Consider the following 16,083-nt stretch of genomic DNA (forward strand, 5'->3'; position numbering starts at 1 on the left):
TGGCTCTGGCAACGCGGACGGACCGAAAACGGTCGTCGATGACGCGCACGATCTGGGACTCGTCCGTCGGCAAGAAGACAGTGATGGCCGTGAGCGGCCTGATCATGCTGCTCTATCTGGTCGCCCACATGATCGGGAACCTGAAGATCTTCTTCGGGCCCGCGGAGCTCAACCACTACGCCCACTGGCTGCGCACGGTCGGCGAGCCCTTCATGCACTACGAGTGGACGCTCTGGCTGATCCGCGTCGTGCTCGTGGCCGCCGTGGTCGCGCACGCCGTCTCCGCCTTCCAACTGAGCCGCCGCGACATCAAGGCGCGCCCCACCAAGTACGTGAACAAGAAGGCGGGCAAGAGCTTCGCGACGCGCACGATGCGCTGGGGCGGGATCATCCTCGCCCTCTTCATCGTCTGGCACATCCTGGACCTGACGACCGGCACCGTGCACCCGGGCGGCTACGAACACCTGCACCCGTACCAGAACATCATCGACACGTTCTCCACGTGGTACGGCAACGTCATCTACATCGTCGCCGTCGTGGCCCTCGGCTTCCACGTCCGCCACGGGCTGTGGAGCGCCGCGCAGACCCTCGGCGCGGGCAAGGCGACCCGCGACCGCGCCCTCAAGATCATCGCCAATGGCCTCGCGCTGGTCCTGACGGCGGGCTTCGTGGTCGTACCTGTCGCCGTCATGACCGGAGTGGTGAGCTAGATGAATTCCTCCCGTGAGCACTCCTCTCGTGAGTACGCCGAGTACGCGACCGGGGAGCCGGTCGTCGACACCAAGGCCCCGGCAGGACCGGTCGCCGAGCGCTGGGACACCCGCCGCTTCGAGGCCAAGCTGGTCAACCCCGCCAACCGCCGCAAGCACACCGTGATCGTCGTCGGCACCGGCCTCGCGGGCGGCTCCGCGGGCGCCACGCTCGCCGAACAGGGCTACCACGTCGTGCAGTTCTGCTACCAGGACTCGCCGCGCCGCGCCCACTCCATCGCCGCGCAGGGCGGCATCAACGCCGCGAAGAACTACCGCAACGACGGCGACTCCGTCCACCGCCTGTTCTACGACACCGTCAAGGGCGGCGACTTCCGCGCCCGCGAGTCCAACGTGCACCGCCTCGCGCAGATCTCGGTGGAGATCATCGACCAGTGCGTCGCGCAGGGCGTTCCGTTCGCGCGCGAGTACGGAGGGCTCCTCGACACCCGCTCCTTCGGTGGCGTACAGGTCTCCCGGACGTTCTACGCGCGCGGCCAGACGGGGCAGCAGCTCCTGCTCGGCGCCTACCAGGCCCTTTCGCGGCAGATCGCGGCCGGGAACGTCGAGATGCACCCGCGCACGGAGATGCTCGACGTCATCGTGGTGGACGGGCGCGCCCGCGGCATCGTCGCCCGCGACCTGATCACCGGCAAGATCGAGACGTACTTCGCCGACGCGGTCGTCCTCGCGTCCGGCGGCTACGGCAACGTCTTCTACCTGTCGACCAACGCCATGAACTCCAACGCCACGGCCATCTGGCGGGCCCACCGGCGCGGCGCCTACTTCGCCAACCCCTGCTTCACGCAGATCCACCCGACGTGCATCCCGCGCACCGGCGACCACCAGTCCAAGCTGACGCTGATGAGCGAGTCGCTGCGCAACGACGGCCGCATCTGGGTCCCCAAGGCCAAGGGCGACGACCGCCCGGCCAACAAGATCCCCGAGGATGAGCGCGACTACTACCTGGAGCGTATCTACCCCTCCTTCGGCAACCTCGTGCCCCGCGACATCGCCTCGCGCGCGGCGAAGAACGTCTGCGACGAGGGCAGGGGAGTGGGTCCCGGCGGCCAGGGCGTCTACCTCGACTTCGCCGACGCCATCCAGCGCATGGGCAAGAAGGCGGTCGAGGCCAAGTACGGCAACCTCTTCGACATGTACGCGCGGATCACCGACGAGGACCCGTACAAGACGCCGATGCGGATCTACCCCGCCGTGCACTACACGATGGGCGGACTGTGGGTCGACTACGACCTGCAGACCACCGTCCCCGGCCTCTTCGCGGTCGGCGAGGCCAACTTCTCCGACCACGGCGCGAACCGGCTCGGCGCCTCGGCCCTCATGCAGGGCCTCGCCGACGGCTACTTCGTCCTGCCGTCCACGATCAACGACTACCTCGCCCGCAACCCGCACCACGACGAGATCTCCGACGAACACCCCGTCGTACGCGAGGTGTTGGACGAGACCACGGACCGTGTCACCCGGCTGCTCGCCGTCGACGGCGACCGCACCCCCGACTCCTTCCACCGCGAACTCGGCGAGCTCATGTGGGAGTTCTGCGGCATGGCCCGAACGGAGACGGGTCTTCGCAAGGCCCTTGAGCGCATCCCGCAGATCCGCGAGGAGTTCTGGCGCCGGCTCAAAGTGCCCGGCACCGGCGAGGAGTTCAACCAGTCCCTGGAGAAGGCGAACCGCATCGTCGACTATCTGGAGCTCGCCGAGCTGATGTGCCTCGACGCCCTGCACCGCGCCGAGTCCTGCGGCGGCCACTTCCGCGAGGAGTCGCAGACGCCGGACGGCGAGGCGGCCCGCGTGGACGAGGAGTTCTCGTACGCCGCCGCCTGGGAGTTCACGGCCACGGGTGAGGCTCCCACCCTTCACAAGGAAGACCTCGTCTTCGAGTACGTCCACCCCACTCAGCGGAGCTACGCATGAAGCTCACCCTGCGCGTCTGGCGCCAGCAGAACGCCGACGCCGACGGCGCCATGTCCACCTACGAGGTGGACGGCATCTCCTCCGACATGTCCTTCCTGGAGATGCTGGACACCCTCAACGAAGAACTCATCGTCAAGGGCGACGACCCGGTCGCCTTCGACCACGACTGCCGCGAGGGCATCTGCGGCGCGTGCTCGCTCGTCATCAACGGCGACGCGCACGGCCCCGAGCGCACCACCACCTGTCAGCTGCACATGCGGTCCTTCAAGGACGGCGACACGATCGACGTCGAACCGTGGCGCGCCTCCGCCTTCCCGGTCGTCAAGGACCTGGTCGTGGACCGCTCCTCCTTCGACCGGATCATCCAGTCCGGCGGCTACATCAGCGCCCCGACCGGCGCCGCACCCGAAGCCCACGCGGCCCCCGTGCCCAAGCCGGACGCGGACTTCGCGTTCGAGCACGCGGAGTGCATCGGCTGCGGGGCATGCGTCGCCGCCTGCCCCAACGGCTCGGCGATGCTGTTCACCTCGGCGAAGGTCAACCACCTGGGCGTGCTGCCACAGGGCGCTCCCGAGCGCGAGACGCGTGTGCTCGACATGGTGGCGCAGATGGACGAGGAGGGCTTCGGCGGCTGCACGCTTACTGGCGCCTGCGCCTCTGCCTGTCCCAAGGGGATCCCCTTGCCTTCCATCTCTGCGATGAACAAGGAGTGGTTGCGGGCCACGCGGAAGGTCAGCCGCTAGGTACTGCGTGGGGCCGTTGGGATCTGCGGGTCCGTTGTGGCTGGTCGCGCAGTTCCCCGCGCCCCTGCGGGGCGCGTAGCGTCTGCGCATGCATCCGGGAGCGTACGACCCCGCCAGGACGGCCGTCGTCACCGCCGACGGCACACGGACCCTCACCTACGGACAACTCGAAGAACGCTCCCTGCGGCTCGCGGATCATCTGCGGGCCGCAGGCCTGCGCAGGGGCGACCACTTCGCCCTGCTCAGCGACAACGATCCGCGCGCCCTGGAGGTCTACTGGGCGGCGCTGCGCTCGGGCCTGTATCTCACCGCCGTCAACCACCACCTCTCGACGGACGAGGCCGCGTACATCGTCCGCGACTGCGGGGCCAAGGCGCTGATCGTCTCCGGATCACTCGCCGAACTGGGAGCGGCCGTCGTGGAGTCGGCGGGTGGCCCGCCGATCCTGCTCGGGCTCGACGACGGAACGTACGAGAAGGCCCTGGCGGCCGCGTCCGCGCAGCCGCCCGCCCACCAGCCGCGCGGCACCGACATGCTGTACTCCTCCGGCACCACGGGCCGACCCAAGGGCATCAAGCCCGCGCTGCCCGAGGGCGACGTGCGTGACGAGCCGAGCACCTACGTCCTGATCTTCCAGGCCATGTACGGCTTCGGCGAGGACACCGTCTATCTCTCGCCCGCCCCGATCTACCACGCAGCGCCCCTGCGCTTCTGCGGCGTCGTCACGGCGCTCGGCGGCACCGTCGTGCTCATGGACGCCTTCGACGCGGAAGGCGCCCTCGCGGCCGTCGAGCGGCACCGCGTCACGCACAGCCAGTGGGTGCCGACCATGTTCGTACGGATGCTGAAGCTGCCCGCCGAGGTGCGCGAGCGCTACGACCTGTCGTCGATGAAGACCGCCATCCACGCGGCCGCGCCCTGCCCCGTCGAGGTCAAGCAGCGGATGCTGGAGTGGTGGGGGCCGGTCCTGTACGAGTACTACTCCTCGACCGAGGGCAACGGCATCACGTTCATCTCGCCCGAGGAGTGGCTGCGCAAGCCCGGCTCGGTCGGCAAGGACGGGCTCCTCGGCGAGCTGCGGATCTGCGACGACGCGGGCAAACTGCTGCCGACCGGCGAGACCGGCACCGTCTACTTCGAGCGCGAGGAACTCTCCTTCCGCTACCACAACGACGACGTCCGCACCCGCGAGGCCCAGCACCCCGAGCACCCCAACTGGACCACCACGGGGGACATCGGCCACGTCGACGAGGACGGCTATCTCTTCCTCACCGACCGCAAGGCATTCATGATCATCTCGGGTGGGGTGAACGTCTATCCGCAGGAGGCCGAGGACTGTCTCGTGCTGCATCCGGCGGTCGCGGACGTCGCGGTCATCGGGGTGCCGGACGCGGAGATGGGCGAGGCGGTCAAGGCGGTGGTGCAGCCGGCCGACGGGGTGACGGCGGGGCCCGAACTGGAGCGTGAGCTGGTCGCGTTCGTACGGGAGAGGCTCGCCCACTACAAGGCGCCCCGCTCCGTGGACTTCGCGGACTCGCTGCCCCGCACGCCGACCGGGAAGCTGGCCAAGTCCTCGCTGCGCAGGTCGTACTGGAACTGAGCGCGGAGTCAGTCGGTGGCGCCGTCGATCTCGCCGCTCGCCAGGACCGTCTCGCGGAAGGACGCCACCACCGGCCGCAGATCGACGGCGTGCCAGGCCGCCCACAGGTGAACGGACGCCTTGTGCCAGGGCAGTTCGCGTACGGCGACACCGTCCGTCGTGCCGCGCACCATGCTCCGCTGGATGAGCGCGAGACCGAGGCCGGAGGCGACGAGGCCGAGCGCGGTGAGCGGCTCGGCGGCGTCCAGACGGATGTCCGGGGTGAAGCCGGAGGCCACGCACGAGGCGAGGAAGGCGTCGCGCCAGGCCGGGTCCTGGGAGTTCTCCACCGCGATCCACGCCTGGCCGTCCAGGTCGCCCGGCGTCAACTCCGCCTGCGCGGCCAGCGGATGGGAGGCGGGCAGTGCGAGCAGCAGCGGGTCTTCGAGCAAGGGTGCGGCCAGGAGGTCCGGGTCGCCTTGCGGCGGCGGATCCTGGACGAGGGCGATGTCGAGGCTGCGCTGGCGCAGGCCCTCGAACTGCTCGGCCGTGGAGAGGCTGTAGAGGGCGACATGGATGCCGGGGCGCTCCTCCTGAAGGGTGCGCAGCGCGCCCGGCAGGACGCCGGTGTGCATGGCGTCGCCCACGTATCCGATGCACAGCCCGCCCTCCTCGCCGCGGCCGAGCCTGCGGCCGAGGTTCTCCAGGCGGTCCGCGTGCCGCAGCAGGGCGCGGGCCTCGCTCAGGAAGACCTTGCCGTCGGGGGTGAGGCGGATGCGCTGCTGGCTGCGCTCGAACAGGGCGAGGCCGAGCTGTTTCTCCAGCTGGGCGATCTGGCGGCTGAGCGGCGACTGGGAGATGTGCAGCGCTTCCGCCGCCCGGCCGACGTGTTCCGTCTCGGCGACGGCCACGAAATAGCGGAGTTGTCGCAGGTCAAGCATGTAAGACCTCGGAGGACTCAAGTGTGTCCAAGCGAGTCTTGGACAGTCTCAAGCATCGATCCTAACCTCGAACTCGCAAGGCCGACGGATCACCCGAACCCCAGGGAACCATCGGAAATCCACCACCGCGAGGACCCCTCATGAGCATCACCTCCCTCCTCCCCGGAGCGCTCGGCTTCGGCACCGCCCCGCTCGGCAACATGTTCCGGGCCATCCCCGACGAGGAGGCCGCGGCCACCGTCGAGGCCGCCTGGGACCAGGGCATCCGCTACTTCGACACCGCACCCTTCTACGGCGCGGGCCTCTCCGAGATCCGCCTCGGCGACGTCCTGTCGGGCCACCCCCGCGACGACTACGTCCTGAGCACGAAGGTCGGCCGCGTCATCCTGGACGAGGTCGAGGACCCCGCCGCGCGCGACCTCGGCGAGAAGGGCGGCCTCTTCGAGCACGGCCGCCCGAACAAGATGGTCAACGACTACACGGCCGACGCCACCCTGCGCTCCGTCGAGGACAGCCTGAAGCGGCTGCGGACGGACCGGCTCGACGTCGTGTGGGTGCATGATGTCGCGCAGGACTTCTACGGCGACGAATGGCTGGCCGCCTATGAGCAGGCCCGTACGGGCGCTTTCCGCACCCTGGACCGGCTGCGCGACGAGGGTGTCATCAAGGGCTGGGGCCTGGGCGTCAACCGCGTGGAGCCGCTCGAGCTCACCCTCGACCTGGACGAGCCGAAGCCCGACGCCTTCCTCCTCGCGGGCCGCTACACCCTCCTCGACCACGACCGCGCCCTGCAGCGACTGCTGCCGGCCGCCGAGGCCCAGGGCGTCGACATCGTCGTGGGCGGCCCCTACAGCTCGGGCATCCTCGCGGGCGGTCAGCACTTCGAGTACCAGAAGGCGCCCGCGGACATCATCGCCAAGGTCGAGCGCATCAAGGCGCTCGCCGAGCGGCACGGCGTCGGCATCAAGGCCGTCGCCCTGCAGTTCTCCCTCGCGCACCCGGCGACGGTGGCGGCCATCCCCGGCGCCACCAGGCCGAGCCGCATCGCCGAGGACGTCGCCGCGCTCGGCGAGCAGGTCCCGGCCGCTTTCTGGACGGACCTGCGCCAGGAGAAGCTGATCGCGGCGGACGCACCGGTGCCCACCGCCTGACCGGCGAACTGCCTTGACTCGCAAGCCCGTACGTCCCGCCGCACACCCCCGCACACCTCGTACGCCCCTCAAGGAACCCTTCAAGGAGAACCCGTGGCTTCCACCTCCGCGTCCATCGAGATCCCCGTACCGGCCGACCGCGTCTGGCAGCTCATCGGCGGCTTCGACTCGCTGCCCGACTGGCTTCCGTTCATCCCCTCCAGCGAATCCAGCGAGGGCGGTCGCGTGCGCACCCTCAAGAGCGAGGACGGGGGCGTCATCATCGAGCGCCTGCTGACCTTCGACGAGAAGGCGCGCACGTACAGCTACTCCATCCTCCAGGCGCCGTTCCCCGCCACCGACTACGTGGCCACCCTCACGGTGCACGAGGTGCCAGGACAGGACGCGTCCCGCGTGGAGTGGTCCGGCGCCTTCACACCGGTGGGTGTCGGTGACGAGGAGGTCGTCGCCCTGTTCCACGGCATCTTCAGCGACGGTCTCGCCGCCCTGAAGCAGACCCTTTCCGCTTGAGAGCCAAGGGCCCCGGGACCGTTCGTCCGGGGCCCGGCCCGGGGCCCGTCAGACCCGGGCGGTGAACTTGACCTCGACCAGGAGTTCCGGGAAGGCCAGCCGCGGGGTTCCGACCATGGTGCTCGCCACCTGCGGGTCCGGCCGGCCGTAGGCCTCCTTGCGCACCGGTCCCGCCGCGGCGTCGGCCGCGTCGACGTCGAGTGCGTAGATGACTTCTTCGACGACGTCGTCCAGCGACGCGCCGAAGCGCCGGAGCAGCTGCGCCGCGTTGGCGTAGCACTGGCGCAGCTGATCGCCCATGCGGGAGAAGTCCGTGACCAGTCCTGCATCATTGACGGGAGCGGGGGCGACAACTTCCGTCCCGCTGTGGGCCACTTGGCCGGAGAGGTAGATGGTGTCGCCGCGTCTGACCGCCTGCACGTACCCGTACGTCTCTTCCCACGGGACCCCGAAGTTCTCGACTTGCTGTGTGCTGCTCATGGTGTCGACGATATGAGGCCGGTTCCGGGGTGGAACAGGCTCGGCTGTGCCACGTGAGGCAAGGATCGTGCCAGGTCCGGGCGACGGGTACGCGAAGGTATGAGGGGGCGCACTTGCGATCCACGGAGGGCGGGACGGTTGTCGCGGTCCTGGCGATGCCGCGCTTCTACGCGCTGGACGTCAGCATCCCTGAACATGTTTTTGGGCGGCATCTGGGATATCGCGTCCGGGTGTGCGGGGATGCCGGCGACGGATCGTCGTCGCTCGCCGACGTGGAGCACGCCGATATCGTCGTGGTCCCGGGTTACGAAGCCCCGCATCTGCCGGTCCCGGAGAAATACCTCAGAGCGCTGCGGATCGCGGTCGACCGGGGCGCGCGTGTCGTAGGCGTCTGTACGGGGGTGTTCGCGCTCGCGGCCGGCGGCATTCTGAACGGCAAGTCGGCCACGACGCACTGGCGCCATACCGACGAACTCCGCCTGGCGTACCCGCGCGTCGACGTCATCGAGAATCGGCTGTTCGTCGAGGACGGGGCGATTTTGACGTCAGCGGGCGGGGGCGCGGCCATTGACGCGTGTCTTCATGTGGTCCAGAGCGATTTCGGCACCACGGTCGCGGACGGAGTGGCGAAGGACGTCGTCTTCTCTTCTGTCCGTGGCGCGAGCGAGCCGCAGTACGCGGACGTCCCCACCCCTCGTCGCGACAGCCTGCGGGCGACGCGGGAATGGGTGAGCGAGAACCTGGGCGCCTCGATCACCGTGCAGCAACTGGCCGACCGCAGCCTGCTTTCGCGCAGAACGCTGATCCGGCGTTTCGTGCGCGAGACGGGAATGCCGCCCATGCAGTGGGTCGCCCTCCAGCGGATTCTCGGCGCGCGCCGACTCCTTGAGGCCTCCGACTGGTCCGTCGAGAGAATCGCGGGAGAGGTGGGATTCGGTTCGGCCGCGAATTTCCGGACGATCTTCCGAAGAGAGGTGGGAGTGACCCCGAGCGCCTACAGAAAGCAGCATGGTTGACCCGCACAAAGCCCGCAGCAAGCCCTCAAAAAGGCCCGCCGAGCCCGCCGGAATGATCTACTGGGCATCGGGGGCAAGGCGGGGTCCACGCACCGGACCCGTCCAGTCGCACCGCAGCAGGAGGAACGCACCATGCTCGTAGATCTCTCCGGCAAGACCGCCCTCGTCACCGGATCGACCCAGGGAATCGGGGCAGCCATCGCGGTCGGCCTGGCCAAGGCCGGTGCCCGGGTGGCCGTCAACGGACGGACCGCGGCCTCCGTCGACAAGGCCGTCGACCGGCTGAAGGGGGAGCACGGCGCAGCCGAATTCCTCCGGGCCCCCGGTGACATCTCCACCGACGAAGGCGCCGCCCAGGTCTTCGCGGCCGTCCCCCAGGTGGACATCCTCATCAACAACCTCGGCATCTTCGGCGCGGAGCCGGCCCTCGACATCAGCGACGACGAATGGCGCCGCTACTTCGAGGTGAACGTCCTGACCGCCGTCCGCATGATCCGCCACTACCTGCCCGGGATGAAGGACCGCGCCTGGGGGCGCATCCAGAACATCGCCAGCGACTCCGCGGTCGTCGTCCCCGCCGAGATGATCCACTACGGCATGTCGAAGACGGCGCTCCTCGCGGTCTCCCGAGGCTTCGCCAAGGAGGCCGCCGGGTCGGGCGTGACCGTCAACTCCGTGATCGCGGGCCCCACGCACACCGGCGGCGTGGAGGACTTCGTGTACGAGCTGGTCGACTCCGCGCTGCCCTGGGACGAGGCGCAGCGGGAGTTCATGATCAAGCACCGCCCGCAGTCCCTGATCCAGCGGCTCATCGAGCCGCAGGAGATCGCGCACATGGTCGTCTACCTCAGCTCCCCGCTGGCCTCCGCCACGACCGGCGGCGCGATCCGCGTCGACGGCGGCTACGTGGACTCGATCCTCCCGTAGCCATGGCCTCCGCGACCGTCCCCTCCGCGGCCACGACCTCCGCCACCGCGCCCCGCACCGGACTGCTGCTCGGCGTCGACATCGGGACGTCCTCCTCCAAGGGCGTCCTGGTCCGCCCCGACGGCACGCTCGTCGCCCGGGCGCAGCGCGAGCACGTGACGTCCACGCCGCACCCCGGCTGGTTCGAGCACGACGCGGACGGCGTGTGGTGGGCCGAATTCCGGGATCTGGCCCGGGAGTTGCTGGCCGAACTGCCCGCGGGCGAGACGCTCGCCGCGGTCGGCGTCAGCGGCATCGGCCCCTGTCTGCTCCCCGTCGACGAGAAGGGCGCGCCGGTGCGTCCGGCCATCCTGTACGGCGTGGACACCCGGGCCGGTGCCGAGATCGCCGAGCAGAACGAGCGCTACGGCCCCGAGGAGATCATCAGCCGCTGCGGCTCACCCCTGACCAGTCAGGCGATCGGCCCCAAGCTCGCGTGGCTGCGCCGCCACGAACCGGCGGCCTATGGCATCACCCGCCGCTGGTACATGGCCAGTTCGTACCTCGTGCACCGCCTCACCGGCCGGTACGTCCTCGACCACCACTCGGCGAGCCAGTGCACCCCGCTCTACGACCTGGCCGCCCGGACCTGGATGGCGGACCGCTGCGAGGAGGTCGCTCCGGGCCTCCAGTGGCCCGAGCTGGTCTGGCCCTCCGACGTCGTCGGCGCCGTGACGCCGCAGGCCGAGGCCCGCACCGGCATCCCCGCGGGCACTCCTGTCGTCGCGGGCACGGTCGACGCCTGGGCGGAGGCGGCCGGTGTCGGCGTGGCCGCGCCGGGCGACCTCATGCTCATGTACGGCACGACGATGTTCCTGGTCGGCATCGTGCCGCAGCCGCTGACCAGCCCGCATCTGTGGGGCACGGCGGGGGCGTTCCCCGGCACGTACTGCCTGGCCGCCGGGATGGCCACGTCGGGCGCCGTCACCGGGTGGCTGCGTGACCTCACGGGCGCTTCGTACGAGCAACTGACGGCGGAGGCAGGGGCGTTGCCGCCCGGCGCCGAGGGGCTGCTGATGCTGCCGTACTTCGCGGGGGAGCGCACCCCGCTCTTCGACCCCGACGCCCGGGGACTGGTCCACGGGCTCACGCTGCGGCACGGCCGCGGACATCTCTACCGGGCCGCCCTGGAGGCCACCGCGTACGGCGTCCGGCACAATCTCGCCGCCATGGCCGATGCGGGTGCCACCGCCGAGCGCCTGGTCGCGGTCGGCGGCGGCGCGCGTGCGCTGTGGACCCGGATCGTCTCCGACGTGACCAGGCGCGAGCAGCATCTGCCGCGCCACACCATCGGAGCGGCGTACGGCGACGCGTTCCTCGCGGCGGTGGGCGCCGGGCTCGCCGAGCCGGCCGACATCGCGCACTGGAATCCGACGGTCGAGGTGGTGGCCCCCGATGACACCACCTCGACCGTCTACGACCGGCTGTACGGGATCTACCTGGACCTGTATCCGGCGACCCGCGAGGCCGCGCACCAGCTGGCGCGGCTCAACTAGCGTGTACTGGTCGGCTGTTGGAGATCACGCTAGTTGTTGGTGCTCACGCGGACGTAGTCGACGACGAGCTGTTGCGGGAAGGCCGTGCTGCCGTCCGGGTCGCCGGGCCAGTAGCCGCCGACCGCGAGGTTGAGGATCAGGAAGAAGGGCTTGTCGAAGACCCACTGCTTGCCGCCTAGGTCGGCCGGGGTGCGGGTCTGGTAGACGTTGCCGTCCACGGACCAGGTGACCTTGTTCGGTGACCAGTCCACCGCGAAGGTGTGGAACTTGTCCGCGAACGCCTCGCCGCCGGGCAGGGTGTAGCCCGCGCCGATGCCGCCCGAGCCCGAGTAGCCGGGGCCGTGCAGGGTGCCGTGGACCGTGCCGGGCTCGAAGCCGACGTTCTCCATCACGTCGATCTCACCGCTCTGGGGCCAGCCCACGGTGCCGATGTCGGCGCCGAGCATCCAGAACGCGGGCCACATGCCCTGCCCGCGCGGCACCTTCATCCGGGCCTCGACGTGGCCGTACGTCTGCGTGAACTTGCCCGAGGTGTTCAGGCGGGCCGATGTGTACTCGCAACGGCCGTACCAGCACTGGTAGTTGCCCGGGTTCTCCTTGCGGGCGGTGATGACCAGGTTGCCCTGGCCGTCCAGGGCGGCGTTCTTGTTGCCCGAGGTGTAGTACTGCCGCTCGTGGTTGTTGACGTTGTCGCCGGTCTCGATCTGCCACTTGCCGCCGTCGACCGCGGAGCCCGCGGCGCCGTTGAAGTCGTCGGTGAAGGTGGCGGCCGCCGCGGCGGGCCGGGTGGGGGAGGGGGCCGCGGACGCTCCGGAGGGCAGCCCGGCCAGGGCCGAGGCGCAGCAGGCCAGGGCGGCCGTGGAGAGCGCCGCACGGCGGCGCCAAGAGGTGTGCACTGTCATCACATCGCTTCACGTGGGGGTGGCGAGAGAGTGGGGGGTGCGAACTCCCAAGCCATGCGCATGACAACCGGACATCGAGAACTGAACGCGGCGAGCGATCAACCCCACCGCTTTGTTCAGTACTTGATTTAAGGCAGACTCGCGAGCCCCGTCAAGGAGTTGGTGTGTACCAACCTCGCCCGGTGTTCACGACCTCACCGGGTGTGTGCCTGCCTCACCGGTCCCCACCCGTCGCCCGCGCCAGATACGGCGCCGTCCGGCTCCCCTCGGCACCCGCCACCGCGGCGGGCGGCCCCGATGCGACCACGCGACCGCCCTCGTCGCCGCCGCCGGGACCCAGGTCGATCACCCAGTCCGCGCCCGCCACCACCGCCATGTCGTGCTCGACGACCACCACCGAGTGGCCCGCGTCGACCAGGCCGTGCAGCTGCCGCATCAGGACCTCGACGTCGGCCGGGTGCAGTCCGGTCGTCGGTTCGTCCAGGAGGTAGAGCGTGTGGCCGCGCCGCACCCGCTGCAACTCGCTGGCCAGCTTGATGCGCTGGGCCTCGCCGCCCGAGAGCTCCGTCGCCGGCTGGCCGAGGCGCAGATAGCCCAGCCCCACGTCGAGGAGGGTCCGCAGGCTGCGGGCGACGGCCGGGGTGTCCGCGAAGAACTCCGCTGCCGACTCCACCGTCAGGTCGAGCACCTCCGCGATGTTCCGTCCGTGGTACGTCACTTCGAGGGTCCCGGGGTTGTAGCGCGCGCCCCCGCAGTCGGGGCACGGCGCGTACGTGCTGGGCAGGAAGAGCAGCTCCACGCTCACGAACCCCTCGCCCTGACAGGTCTCGCACCGCCCGCCCGCGACGTTGAACGAGAAGCGCCCCACGCCGAAACCCCGTGTCCGTGCCGCGTCCGTGGCCGCGAAGGCCTTGCGCACGACATCGAAGAGGCCGGTGTAGGTGGCCAGATTGGAGCGCGGTGTGCGGCCGATCGGCTTCTGGTCGACGCACACCAGACGTCCCACGCCGTCCAGGTCCTCGGTGACCTCGCCGATGAGCGTGGACTTGCCCGAACCGGAGACGCCGGTGACGGCGGTGAAGGCGCCGAGCGGGAACTCGGCCGTCACGTCGCGCAGGTTGTGCCGGCTCACGGGGCCGACCTTCAGCCAGCCGCGCGGGGTGCGCACCCGGCGCTCCGGAGCGGGCTCGCGGTCGAAGAGGAAGCGGGCCGTGGCGGACCGCGGCACGCTCTCCAGGTCCGCCACCGGGCCGCTGTGCAGGACCTGCCCGCCGTGCTCACCGGCGTCCGGGCCCACGTCGACGAGCCAGTCCGCATGGCGCATGACGTCGAGATGGTGCTCCACGACGAAGACCGAGTTGCCCGCGGCCTTGAGCCGGTCGAGGACGGTGAGCAGGGACTCGGTGTCCGCCGGGTGCAGACCGGCCGACGGCTCGTCCAGGACGTACACCACGCCGAAGAGACCGGAGCGCAACTGGGTGGCCAGGCGCAGTCGTTGGAGCTCGCCCGCGGAGAGGGTGGGCGTGGCGCGGTCCGGGCTCAGATAGCCCAGGCCCAGTTCGGTGATGGTGGCGATGCGGGCGAGGAGATCGTCGGACAGGACGCGGGCCGCTTCCGAACCCCCTTCGCCCTCCAGGGACTTGGCCAGCTCCGAGAGGGGCAGCGCGGCGAGATCGGCGATCGTACGGCCCGCGAACGTGACCGCCATCGCCTCCGGGCGCAGCCTGCTGCCGCCGCACGCCGGGCAGTCGGCACTTGCCAGGAAGCGCTCGGCCTTGGCGCGCAGCGTCTGGCTCTTGGAGTCCGAGAACGTCTTCATCACATAGCGCCGGGCGCTCATGTACGTGCCCTGGTACGGGCGTTGGATGCGGCCCGCGTCCCGCACCGGGTGCACCGTCACCACCGGCTGCTCGTCCGTGAACAGGATCCAGTCCCGGTCCGCCCGCGGCAGCTCGCGCCACGGGCGGTCGACGTCATGCCCGAGGGCGTCGAGCACGTCCCGGAGGTTCTTGCCCTGCCAGGCGCCGGGCCAGGCGGCGATCGCGCCCTCCCGGATGGAGAGGGACGGGTCGGGGACGAGCAGGTCCTCGGTCGTGCGGTGCACGCGGCCCAGGCCGTGGCACTCCGGGCAGGCCCCGGCGGCCGTGTTCGGCGAGAAGGAGTCCGAATCGAGCCGCTCGGCACCCTCGGGGTAGGTGCCGGCGCGCGAGAAGAGCATGCGCAGCGAGTTCGAGAGGTTGGTGACCGTGCCCACCGAGGAGCGGGACGTGGGTGCCGAGCGCCGCTGCTGGAGCGAGACCGCGGGGGGCAGGCCGGTGATCTCTCCGACCTTCGGCGCCCCCACCTGGTGGATCAGGCGTCTGGCGTACGGTGCGACGGACTCGAAGTAGCGCCGCTGGGCCTCCGCGTAGATCGTCCCGAAGGCGAGCGAGGACTTCCCCGAGCCGGAGACACCGGTGAAGACCGCCAGGACGTCGCGCGGGACGTCCACGTCGACGTCCCGCAGATTGTGCTCGCGGGCACCCCGGACACGTACGAACGGATCGTGGGGGCTGTGCATGGGGACTCCGTACGCGGCTCGGGGGCAAACCCCACGATTCTAGGTGGCGGCCAGACCCGCGACCCGAGCCAGCCGCCGGAAGGAGTCGAGGAGGCCCTCGCGGTCGTACGTACTGGTCGTGACCAGCACTTCTTGCGCCCCGGTCTCCTTGATCAGTGTCTCGATCTCGTCGGCCACCTGGTCCTCCGTGCCGTGGATCTGGCCGAGGAGCCCGGATTCGTAGAAACCGCGCTCCTTCTCGGTCATCCGCATCTGCGGCGACTCGATGCGCTCGGCCGGGGGCAGGGGCGGGAACGTGCCGTGGGTGCGCGAGTACGCCATCGACCAGGCCTCCGGGATCAGCAGGCGGCGGGCCTCCTCGGGCGTCCCGGCGACGGCGACGGTGCCCGAGACGACGACGTACGGCTCGCTGGACCACTCCGAGGGCCGGAAGGAGGTGCGGTAGTGCTCGATGCCGCGGAGCATCTTCTCGCGGCTCTTGATGTCGCCGATGACCATCGGGAGCCCGGCCCGGGCCGCGATGGTGGCGCCCTCGCCGATGGCCAGGACGAACGGCGGGACGCGCAGACCCTCGGCGGGGCGGGCGTGCGCCCCGGTGTCCGATGTGCCGCGGAACCAGCCCAGGAGCTCGGTGAGCTGCGCCGCGAAGTCGTCGGCGTCGTGCTTGTCCCGGCCCAGCGCCTTGCGCACCCCGTCGGTGAAGCCCACCGACCGGCCGAGGCCCATGTCGATGCGCCCGGGGAAGAGGGCTTCGAGCACCCCGAACTGCTCGGCGACGACGAGGGGTTGGTGGTTCGGCAGCATCACGCCGCCGGTGCCGACCCGGATGGTGCGCGTCGCGGCGGCGACGGCGGAGGCGAGGACGGTCGGCGCGGAGCCCGCGACACCCGGCACCGCGTGGTGCTCGGACACCCAGAAACGGTGGTAGCCGAGGTCTTCGAGCTCCTTGGCCAGGCGCACGGTGTCGCGCAGGGCCTCGGCGCCGTCGTGCCCCTCGCGGGTGCGGGAACGGTCGAGGACGGAGAACCGGGTCGCTTCCACACGAGATCCCTTCG

General features: G+C 70.3%; 14 protein-coding genes. 9 read left to right on the top strand and 5 right to left on the bottom strand.

Features of this window, described 5'->3' with window-relative positions; all coding sequences use genetic code 11:
- Positions 1-38 precede the first annotated feature (38 nt).
- The 4 genes from ACIGXX_RS39030 to ACIGXX_RS39045 all read left to right on the top strand — a co-directional run bounded on the left by ACIGXX_RS39030 (position 39) and on the right by ACIGXX_RS39045 (position 5,027).
- Positions 39-710 (top strand): succinate dehydrogenase, encoded by a 672-nt coding sequence (locus tag ACIGXX_RS39030; protein WP_351164466.1) that lies wholly within the window; start codon positions 39-41, stop codon positions 708-710.
- Entirely contained in the window at positions 711-2,684 is a 1,974-nt protein-coding gene (locus tag ACIGXX_RS39035) for a fumarate reductase/succinate dehydrogenase flavoprotein subunit (RefSeq protein ID WP_351164162.1), read from the top strand.
- On the top strand, positions 2,681-3,427 hold the full coding sequence (locus ACIGXX_RS39040; RefSeq protein WP_351164163.1) for a succinate dehydrogenase/fumarate reductase iron-sulfur subunit: 747 nt from the start codon (positions 2,681-2,683) through the stop codon (positions 3,425-3,427). The genes ACIGXX_RS39035 and ACIGXX_RS39040 overlap by 4 nt, the downstream gene beginning before the upstream one ends.
- Before the next feature lie 88 nt (positions 3,428-3,515).
- Positions 3,516-5,027: an acyl-CoA synthetase gene (locus tag ACIGXX_RS39045; RefSeq protein WP_399983144.1), complete on the top strand. Its 1,512-nt coding sequence runs from the start codon at positions 3,516-3,518 to the stop codon at positions 5,025-5,027.
- An 8-nt stretch (positions 5,028-5,035) separates the two neighbouring features.
- Here ACIGXX_RS39045 and ACIGXX_RS39050 read toward each other — a convergent pair whose 3' ends face one another.
- Positions 5,036-5,947 carry a LysR substrate-binding domain-containing protein gene (locus ACIGXX_RS39050; RefSeq protein ID WP_399983147.1) on the bottom strand — a complete coding sequence of 304 codons (912 nt, stop codon included), beginning with the start codon at positions 5,945-5,947 and terminating at the stop codon, positions 5,036-5,038.
- A 140-nt stretch (positions 5,948-6,087) separates the two neighbouring features.
- Here ACIGXX_RS39050 and ACIGXX_RS39055 point away from each other — a divergent pair, with 140 nt between their 5' ends.
- Positions 6,088-7,098 (top strand): aldo/keto reductase, encoded by a 1,011-nt coding sequence (locus ACIGXX_RS39055; RefSeq protein ID WP_399983150.1) that lies wholly within the window; start codon positions 6,088-6,090, stop codon positions 7,096-7,098.
- 93 nt (positions 7,099-7,191) lie between these two features.
- Positions 7,192-7,608: an SRPBCC family protein gene (locus tag ACIGXX_RS39060; RefSeq protein WP_399983153.1), complete on the top strand. Its 417-nt coding sequence runs from the start codon at positions 7,192-7,194 to the stop codon at positions 7,606-7,608.
- 48 nt (positions 7,609-7,656) lie between these two features.
- Here ACIGXX_RS39060 and ACIGXX_RS39065 read toward each other — a convergent pair whose 3' ends face one another.
- Positions 7,657-8,088, bottom strand: coding sequence for a Rid family hydrolase (locus tag ACIGXX_RS39065; protein WP_351164169.1), 432 nt, complete (start codon positions 8,086-8,088; stop codon positions 7,657-7,659).
- A gap of 113 nt (positions 8,089-8,201) precedes the next feature.
- Here ACIGXX_RS39065 and ACIGXX_RS39070 point away from each other — a divergent pair, with 113 nt between their 5' ends.
- From ACIGXX_RS39070 to ACIGXX_RS39080, 3 genes are all read left to right on the top strand, one after another.
- A complete protein-coding gene (locus tag ACIGXX_RS39070) occupies positions 8,202-9,104 on the top strand; it encodes a helix-turn-helix domain-containing protein (protein ID WP_361473584.1) in 903 nt (300 codons plus the stop codon).
- 132 nt (positions 9,105-9,236) lie between these two features.
- Positions 9,237-10,031 carry an SDR family oxidoreductase gene (locus ACIGXX_RS39075; protein ID WP_351164170.1) on the top strand — a complete coding sequence of 265 codons (795 nt, stop codon included), beginning with the start codon at positions 9,237-9,239 and terminating at the stop codon, positions 10,029-10,031.
- A 2-nt stretch (positions 10,032-10,033) separates the two neighbouring features.
- Positions 10,034-11,566: an FGGY-family carbohydrate kinase gene (locus tag ACIGXX_RS39080; RefSeq protein ID WP_399983162.1), complete on the top strand. Its 1,533-nt coding sequence runs from the start codon at positions 10,034-10,036 to the stop codon at positions 11,564-11,566.
- Positions 11,567-11,595: 29 nt separating this feature from the next.
- Here the strand turns inward: ACIGXX_RS39080 and ACIGXX_RS39085 are convergent, their stop codons facing one another.
- The 3 genes from ACIGXX_RS39085 to ACIGXX_RS39095 all read right to left on the bottom strand — a co-directional run bounded on the left by ACIGXX_RS39085 (position 11,596) and on the right by ACIGXX_RS39095 (position 16,069).
- Positions 11,596-12,468 (bottom strand): glycoside hydrolase family 16 protein, encoded by an 873-nt coding sequence (locus tag ACIGXX_RS39085; protein ID WP_351164174.1) that lies wholly within the window; start codon positions 12,466-12,468, stop codon positions 11,596-11,598.
- A gap of 214 nt (positions 12,469-12,682) precedes the next feature.
- The gene (locus tag ACIGXX_RS39090; protein ID WP_361473574.1) at positions 12,683-15,028 is read right to left on the bottom strand and encodes an excinuclease ABC subunit UvrA; all 2,346 of its coding nucleotides are present in this window, start codon (positions 15,026-15,028) and stop codon (positions 12,683-12,685) included.
- A gap of 39 nt (positions 15,029-15,067) precedes the next feature.
- Entirely contained in the window at positions 15,068-16,069 is a 1,002-nt protein-coding gene (locus ACIGXX_RS39095; protein WP_361473571.1) for an LLM class flavin-dependent oxidoreductase, read from the bottom strand.
- Between the last annotated feature and the right edge of the window lie 14 nt (positions 16,070-16,083).

The organism is Streptomyces sp. NPDC055243 (genome assembly GCF_044544025.1).
GTDB lineage: Bacteria > Actinomycetota > Actinomycetes > Streptomycetales > Streptomycetaceae > Streptomyces.

Bases quoted from the DNA above. Each gene is read 5' to 3' on its own strand.
- ACIGXX_RS39030 (WP_351164466.1), top strand. From the start codon at position 39: ATGACGCGCACGATCTGGGACTCGTCCGTCGGCAAGAAGACAGTGATG.
- ACIGXX_RS39075 (WP_351164170.1), top strand. From the start codon at position 9,237: ATGCTCGTAGATCTCTCCGGCAAGACCGCCCTCGTCACCGGATCGACC.
- ACIGXX_RS39065 (WP_351164169.1), bottom strand. From the start codon at position 8,088: ATGAGCAGCACACAGCAAGTCGAGAACTTCGGGGTCCCGTGGGAAGAG.
- ACIGXX_RS39085 (WP_351164174.1), bottom strand. From the start codon at position 12,468: ATGACAGTGCACACCTCTTGGCGCCGCCGTGCGGCGCTCTCCACGGCC.
- ACIGXX_RS39045 (WP_399983144.1), top strand. From the start codon at position 3,516: ATGCATCCGGGAGCGTACGACCCCGCCAGGACGGCCGTCGTCACCGCC.
- ACIGXX_RS39090 (WP_361473574.1), bottom strand. From the start codon at position 15,028: ATGCACAGCCCCCACGATCCGTTCGTACGTGTCCGGGGTGCCCGCGAG.
- ACIGXX_RS39040 (WP_351164163.1), top strand. From the start codon at position 2,681: ATGAAGCTCACCCTGCGCGTCTGGCGCCAGCAGAACGCCGACGCCGAC.
- ACIGXX_RS39080 (WP_399983162.1), top strand. From the start codon at position 10,034: ATGGCCTCCGCGACCGTCCCCTCCGCGGCCACGACCTCCGCCACCGCG.
- ACIGXX_RS39050 (WP_399983147.1), bottom strand. From the start codon at position 5,947: ATGCTTGACCTGCGACAACTCCGCTATTTCGTGGCCGTCGCCGAGACG.
- ACIGXX_RS39055 (WP_399983150.1), top strand. From the start codon at position 6,088: ATGAGCATCACCTCCCTCCTCCCCGGAGCGCTCGGCTTCGGCACCGCC.
- ACIGXX_RS39035 (WP_351164162.1), top strand. From the start codon at position 711: ATGAATTCCTCCCGTGAGCACTCCTCTCGTGAGTACGCCGAGTACGCG.